General features: G+C 50.8%; 7 protein-coding genes. 3 read left to right on the top strand and 4 right to left on the bottom strand.

Annotated elements, in window-relative coordinates; genetic code table 11:
* Positions 1-215: transposase (locus F624_RS0131560; protein WP_031256960.1), on the bottom strand; the 215-nt coding region annotated here is incomplete at its 3' end.
* Between the two features lie 117 nt (positions 216-332).
* Between F624_RS0131560 and F624_RS0131555 the strand changes: the two genes are divergently transcribed.
* The 3 genes from F624_RS0131555 (at position 333) to F624_RS35285 (ending at position 4875) form a co-directional block, all read left to right on the top strand.
* Positions 333-1691, top strand: a complete 1359-nt coding sequence (locus tag F624_RS0131555) for an ATP-dependent nuclease (RefSeq protein WP_084679897.1) — start codon at positions 333-335, stop codon at positions 1689-1691.
* Positions 1688-3427, top strand: coding sequence for a UvrD-helicase domain-containing protein (locus F624_RS0131550; protein WP_019578352.1), 1740 nt, complete (start codon positions 1688-1690; stop codon positions 3425-3427). The genes F624_RS0131555 and F624_RS0131550 overlap by 4 nt, the downstream gene beginning before the upstream one ends.
* A gap of 479 nt (positions 3428-3906) precedes the next feature.
* Complete coding sequence (locus F624_RS35285; protein WP_169426749.1) at positions 3907-4875, top strand: hypothetical protein; 969 nt, start codon at positions 3907-3909, stop codon at positions 4873-4875.
* A 464-nt stretch (positions 4876-5339) separates the two neighbouring features.
* Here the strand turns inward: F624_RS35285 and F624_RS35280 are convergent, their stop codons facing one another.
* The 3 genes from F624_RS35280 to F624_RS0131540 all read right to left on the bottom strand — a co-directional run.
* A complete protein-coding gene (locus F624_RS35280) occupies positions 5340-5897 on the bottom strand; it encodes a midcut-by-XrtH protein (protein WP_157443742.1) in 558 nt (185 codons plus the stop codon).
* Positions 5898-6322: 425 nt separating this feature from the next.
* Positions 6323-6493: a phage integrase central domain-containing protein gene (locus tag F624_RS36565; protein WP_420536271.1), complete on the bottom strand. Its 171-nt coding sequence runs from the start codon at positions 6491-6493 to the stop codon at positions 6323-6325.
* A 35-nt stretch (positions 6494-6528) separates the two neighbouring features.
* A partial coding sequence (locus F624_RS0131540; protein WP_019578296.1) for an integrase core domain-containing protein occupies positions 6529-6797 on the bottom strand: 269 nt, incomplete at its 5' end.

The following is a 6797-nucleotide window of genomic DNA, read 5'->3' as shown; positions in this document are numbered from 1 at the left end:
TCGGCCAGTAGCCGCTTGAGCTTGGCGTTCTCAGACTCCAGCTCTCGCAGGCGTTGGGCCTCCGAGACCTGCATGCCGCCGAACTTGGCACGCCACTTGTAGAAAGTCGCATCACTAAAGCCGCCGTTGCGGCAGAGTTCCTTGATAGGCATGCCTGCCTCAGCCTGTCGAAGGAACCCAATGATCTGTTCCTCGCTGAATCTGCTCTTCTTCATATCCGTCATTCTCCAGTTGGTTGACGGACTTCACTAACTTCAGGTTGGTACGGCTGGGAGGGGGCAGGTCACAATGCACCGCTTCAGCCAGAGACAAAACTTGACGTTGGCAAGCTACTGTCTAACTTCACGAAGGTTCAGTACGCCGGATATAGCGGCGTCCAGCTCCCCGAATCCTACAATGGGCTCGGGTACCGGAACCTTCTGTACATCCTGCTCAAGATCGTTGGCTTCTTCCGCGAGTACCGAGCACATGCGAATGCCCCGGGTCTTCAGCTCATAGTAATAGAGGAGCCAGAAGCCCATCTGCATCCACAAATGCAAGAAGTCTTCATCCGGCAATTGCCGGTGATAGTCAAGAAGCTCTGCAGCTTGGAAGGAGAAGATGTCTCATGGCCGGTGCAATTCATCGTCTCAACGCACTCGCCACACATTGCGAATGAGGCTCGCTTCAACACAATCCGCTATTTCGCTGTAACGTCAACAGATCTTCCTATTGGCGTGCGCCGCACTCAAGTCAAGGACCTCAGTAGCGACCTCGCGGGATTGAAGGGCCCTGCTTCTGACTTCCTGCACCAATACCTTACGCTAACACGTTGTGACCTCTTCTTCGCAGATAAGGCCGTGCTGATCGAAGGGACGACAGAGCGACTGATGTTGCCCCAGGTAATACGCTCGCTCGATGCAGTCGATTCGACCTTGAAACTTGGCAGTCAATACATCACGATCATGGAGGTTGGGGGAGCCTACGCACAGCTTTTCATTCCGCTCCTCGAGTTCCTGGACTTGCGCAGTCTGATCATCACCGATCTTGACGCCGTCAAACGCAACGCAAATAAAAAGCTCGAAGCTTGCCTTGTCCATGAAGGGGAGAGCACCAGCAACTCATGCATTAAGCACTGGTTCAACACAGCCCAAGCCACGGTCCCAATGCCAATGGCGTCTACTGGGGGGCCTGCCACACCAGCTCTAGCCCAGCCACAAGCGGCTCCGGCAGCCTCGCCACCGGGGGTGGCTGTGACCGCCACGGAAATTGCTGACGACGATGAGGAAGAAGTTGCGGATGGAGTGACCATATTTCCTCTGTCGACGGCATTAGCTGCTGACGATGCTGCCAAGACCCGAGGCAACCTGCGCCTAGCGTATCAAGTACCAGAAGCGGTTAGCGGGCCGTGCGGCCGGACGTTCGAAGATGCGTTTATTCTCGCCAATCAGACCTACTTCGGCATTACTGGCGCAACTCATGAAGCGCTTGCGAAAGCAGCCCAGGACAAGGCCGCCAAGCAGAAGAAGTCCAAGTTCGCGCTAACCTACGCAATTGAGAAAACCAGATGGAGTACGCCACGATATATTGAAGAGGGCATGCGCTGGCTCGCCTCAAACAATGCCGCTGCCCCTGAACTCTGCGTGGGGTTCGCCGGAAAGGCGCAGGCCTCCAAAGCTATCAACATGCCAACTTCAGGTGAAGCCAAGTGAGCGATGTCACCCAACTCAATCCAGCCGAGGCCGCGGCTGCGGCCTCATGGCAAGCGCTGAAAGGCTGCCTCGACGATGGATCGAGCTTCGTGTTCGAGGCAGGTGCAGGCGCCGGCAAGACGTACTCACTGATCGCAGCACTACGTTACATTCTGAAAGATCGGACGCGAGAACTTCAACGCACGCACCAGCAAGTTGCATGCGTCACCTATACCAATGTCGCACGGGATATGATCCTCGCACAAACAGACGGCGATCCGGCGATCTTCTGTAACACCTTTCACGCGTTCGCATGGATGCTCGCCAGCCCGTTTCAGAAACGGCTTTGCGAACTTGTACGTACTCTGCCGGGCTGGGCAGATCGTGTCGAGGAACTTAACGCAGCAAACATCACATCCGTTGGATACGCTCTCGGTCGACGCTCCGTCGAAGATGGCACAGCGAACCTTCACCACGACGACATCTTTCCGATATTTATCGATCTGATGCAATCTGTAAAGTTCCGCAATTCAGTGGTGTCGCGCTTCCCGCTCATTTTCGTCGACGAATACCAGGACACGAACGCCAATCTCATCGAATGTTTCAAGGACCAGTTCTTAGACAAGCCGTATGCTCCGCAATTCGGCTTTTTCGGTGACCACTGGCAGAAAATCTATGGCGATGGCTGCGGTTCGATCACGCACTATGCACTGAAGCGCATCGACAAGAAGGCTAACTTCCGCAGCGCAAAGCCTATTGTCGACAGCTTGAATTTAATCCGCCCCGAGCTCGCTCAGGCGGTAAAAGACCCGGTTGCACCGGGAGAAATTCATGTCTACCATACTAATGGATGGGGTGGGGCTCGACTTACGGCGAACCACTGGCAGGGCGATCTCCCTGCGCCCGAAGCCGCACGAGCATTCAGCAATGTACGCTCCGAATTGGAAGGTATCGGATGGGACTTTGCCGGTGACACAAAGGTCCTGATGCTGACCCACAGGGCGCTTGCGTCACAGATTGGCTATAACTCAATGCGGACTGTGTTCCAGTTCAACGACTCCTTCACGCGTAAGGCCAACGAGGTGATCGCTTACTTTCATGAGCATCTTGAACCAGCAGTTCGTGCCTACCTCGCCAAGAGGTTCGGTAGGATGTTCGAAGCAATTGATGCCGAGCGCCCGTTAATAAAAGGGCCGCGCGACAAAACTAAGTGGTCAGACGTTATGAGACGGCTCTGCGAACTTCGTGACACAGGAACCGTCGGCGACGTAATCGCACATTTGTCTTCTTCAGGCCTACCCATCCTCTCAGACGCCGTCGTACGTCAAGAAAGGGCACTTGCAGACGCACTTGCGGGCGGCGAACAACTTACAGGACGAATCAAGGAACTCCATGCGCTTCACGAAGTATCCTACCAAGAGATCATCGCTCTCTGCAAATATCTTGATGGCCACTCGCCTTTCGAAACCAAGCATGGTGTAAAGGGCAACCAGTTCGAAAATGTCCTCGTCGTTTTTGGTCGTGGCTGGAACGAGTATGACTTCAACCTCTATCTTAAGATGGCCGGGAACCCCGGCCTGATCGGCAATCGAGCAGCGGACTACGAACGCTACCGCAACCTTTTCTATGTCACGGTATCCCGACCGAAAAGGCGCCTGGCGCTCCTCTTCACGCATCGCCTTGAGCCAAGCGCAATGGAAACACTGGCAAGGTGGTTTGCGGGCCACGCGATCCGAGATATCGGCCCAACATTATGAGGGTCTTAGAAGGCTATTTAAATACTAGCTTCTGGCGTATCCCCCAACAGTCCATAACCATCAAAGCCTTGGCCAATAAGCATTGGCCCAGCGAGCAAGCCCACATCATTCTGGAGTCTCCTGGTTTTCGATAGACAGCTTCAACTCAGAATTGACTCTTTGGGATTATTTTCCCAATCCGCCAGGAGCACCTTTAATCGTTTTCAACCGCAGATTATATTTCACTGCAATGCCGGCATTCCCGATTATCAAAATAGGTCGCGCGATACATCATTATTTTTGCACCCCAAATATCAAGTATACACAGAGTGCATACACAGGACTCCCACGCACATTCCCGCAAAAATAGCCCAAAATGGAGTTTATTATCTCTCAAAAAAAGCCACACCAATCACGAAGAGTGGGACGTGGTTATAGTCTATGCAGCAAATAGGCATTCGATAGACAGGACCATCCCTTCAAAAGATGGTTAGCACTTTATGCAGGCCACAATGAATAATCACATCATTCACCTCAAGCACTGCTACATAGATAACCCCCAAGCCATTTGGAACGTTTCATATTACGGAGTTGACTACGAACTAAAGTTCACTCATGAAACATTCGACGAAGGCAAGATAATTATCATTCGCTCCGAAATCGGCTTTATCGACAGCAACACCTTTCTTTCATGGCTATCAGTTTTTTTTGGCGAAGACTGCACCGACCCCTTTCAGAGACAAGATACCAGGAGTTCATTTAACAGGGGTAAACTTCAGGCTAGTCAGAAGCTACTTCAAGATTTTCTAAACGCAGCCTTTCTAAAGGAAGAAAACATCCCAACAGATCGGGATAAAATTCTTTTTAGGCAGACCATGAATTACTATTTAGCAGGATTGAGAAGTGGAATATCAATGATGCCACTTACCATTGGCTTTTTTGGACTTTCAATGGAATGCGTCGGAAATCTTGTTTCAGATCAAAACAGCGAATATCACACGCTAGGCTCTTTTGCATTTGAAAAACTAATAAACAAAAGCTTTGAACCATTTAAAAAAGATCGAGAACACGGAAAAAATTATAGAACATGGCAAAAATACATTAAGATCGACTCAAAATTAGTGCATTTCATTCGAAATGCAGTTTATGGACATTCACTCCTACACATCCCAGATGAGCGCCAAAAACTAGTTAAAAATTTACATCAATGGCTAAAAATGGCTGGCGCATCTGATAAAGATGCAGAGTTCTGGTTTAAAGCAGAACGACTCGAGATAGACTTTCAAACCCATGCACCCGGACTATACAAAATAGGCTTGAGAAGCGCTAGGCTTCTTATTTTCCTGTATCTAGGAATAATTGATTCCATTCCATTCACCGAGCACGACTACCACCCCTTTGGAGAATTCCCTAAAAACCAAACAATGAAGTTCAACGGCATGTCAATCTCAATATCAATTGTTAATTAATTGTTCGTTTTCGGCGAATCGATCAAAAATTAAAATATGATCACGGTTGGCCAAGCCAGTCAATCTGTGGCTTACATCATAGTGGATCCACTCAAGCCAACTGGCCGTAATCGCAATGTGTAATGCATGCAATGCACCCCCTGCGCACGTACGCATTGAATGAACGCCGGCACCCTTGGATCGAGATCGGCATTGGCACTCACCAAGATAAGAACATGTTCCGCCTTTTGCATTCTTCGCTCGAGAGCAATGACTCAAAAAGTAGAACGCTTTCAACATAAATCCTTGATTTTATTGATCTTTCCTCCAGACTCAAAATTCCCCGCTGAAAGGCGTATCAACTCCATGACTAAATGACTACTAAGTGTCGAATTTCTCGATTTCATCTTCGATGCAGGCATTTTCAAACGCAAAAAAAGGGGCTTAACGCCCCTTTTATCCAGTTTCCGGTGGTATCTAGTTGGTCAGCAAGGATTGATAATGCCGACCTTGCAACTGGCTCCAGGAGCGATGATTGAATTCACTGCACATGTGTTTGTCCCTGCATCAAAGGAGCCAAAACAAGCACCTGACCCAGTCTCAGCTGTAATCTTGAAAGTGACAGCAGTCGTGTTTGTAATGTCATTCGTAGTGAAAACATTCAAACCACCCGGGTTGTTGGGAAAAACTGTAGCAGTAAAAGAGCTACCGGCGGGTGTGTCAAATCTATAAATAGCCACTGCGTTTGCCACCTTTACAAAACTGCCATCGGAGACCGCTGCTCCAAGAAATGACGCCGCAAGTAGGACGGGAAGGAGACTCTTACTAATGCCCTTCCTTTTGATTTGCCTAACGGCGAAAACAGCAATAACGACCGACATCAGTACCATGACCCACTCTGTCATTGTTGGAACAGAAGTCGCGTCGGCACCCCCACCTAGCGGCACATAAGTGAGAGACACCGATTGCGCGTATGCCGCAAAAGGCAAGACCGAAGCGGCCAGTAGAGAAGCTTTCAGTCCTAGTTTTGTCAAATTACGCATGTTTGCCCCTATGTTTCAAATGCTTACATCATAGCGGATCCATCCAAGACAACTAGCCGTAATCGCATTGTGTGATGCATGGCAATGCCCCCTACACACATACGCATTGAATGAACGCTGGCACCCTTGGATCGAGATCGGCGGTGGCACTCACCAAGATAAGAACATGTTCCGCCTTTTGCATTCTTCGCTCAAGAGCAGTGACTCAAAAAGTGGAACGTTTTCAACATAAGTCCTTGATTTTATTTATCTTTCCTCCAGACTCAAAATCCCCCGCCGCAAGGCGTGCCGGTTCGATTCCGGCCCCGGCACCACTTACACATCGATCAAGCACTCAGGTGCGGCAGATGGGTAAGAGCAAAAAGACCTTGAGCATCACCAGCCACCCCTTGAGGTGGCTTTTTTGCGCCCTCGCCTATCGCCTATCACAATGCGGCCCCGCTGGCAGCAGCACGCTGAAGCACCCGGCCGGCCTGGTCGCCTGCGCCTCGGGCCTCGGGCTTCTTGATTGCAGCCATGACCTCGCCCGCCTTGAGTGACGCCATGGGACGCGAACCCAGTGAGGGAAAGATGTCGGCCTCCAGCGACGCCCGAATGCGGCCCTGTATTGACCCAGCACTTTCTGCACAGGTCAGGCCGCTAACGCATAAGCCTCAGCGGGGGTCTTCATTTTCAGCGCCTGGTGAGGGCGCCGATGGTTGTACCAACTGATCCAGTCCGCAATCACTCGGCTGGCGTGCTGCAGGGTTTCAAACCTGTGGCGATGAACGCATTGGTCCTTGAGCGTGCGGATCACGCGCTCAACCATGCCATTCTGCTCAGGGCTGTAAGGCGTGATGAACTCCTGCTGCAGGCCGTAGCTTTTGACCAGGGCCGTGTAGCTGCGGCTGGTAAAAACCA

The organism is Curvibacter lanceolatus ATCC 14669 (genome assembly GCF_000381265.1).
In the GTDB taxonomy this organism is placed as follows: domain Bacteria; phylum Pseudomonadota; class Gammaproteobacteria; order Burkholderiales; family Burkholderiaceae_C; genus Curvibacter; species Curvibacter lanceolatus.
Note: the sequence above shows the minus strand (reverse complement) of the source record. Positions and strands in the feature narration are given on the sequence as shown.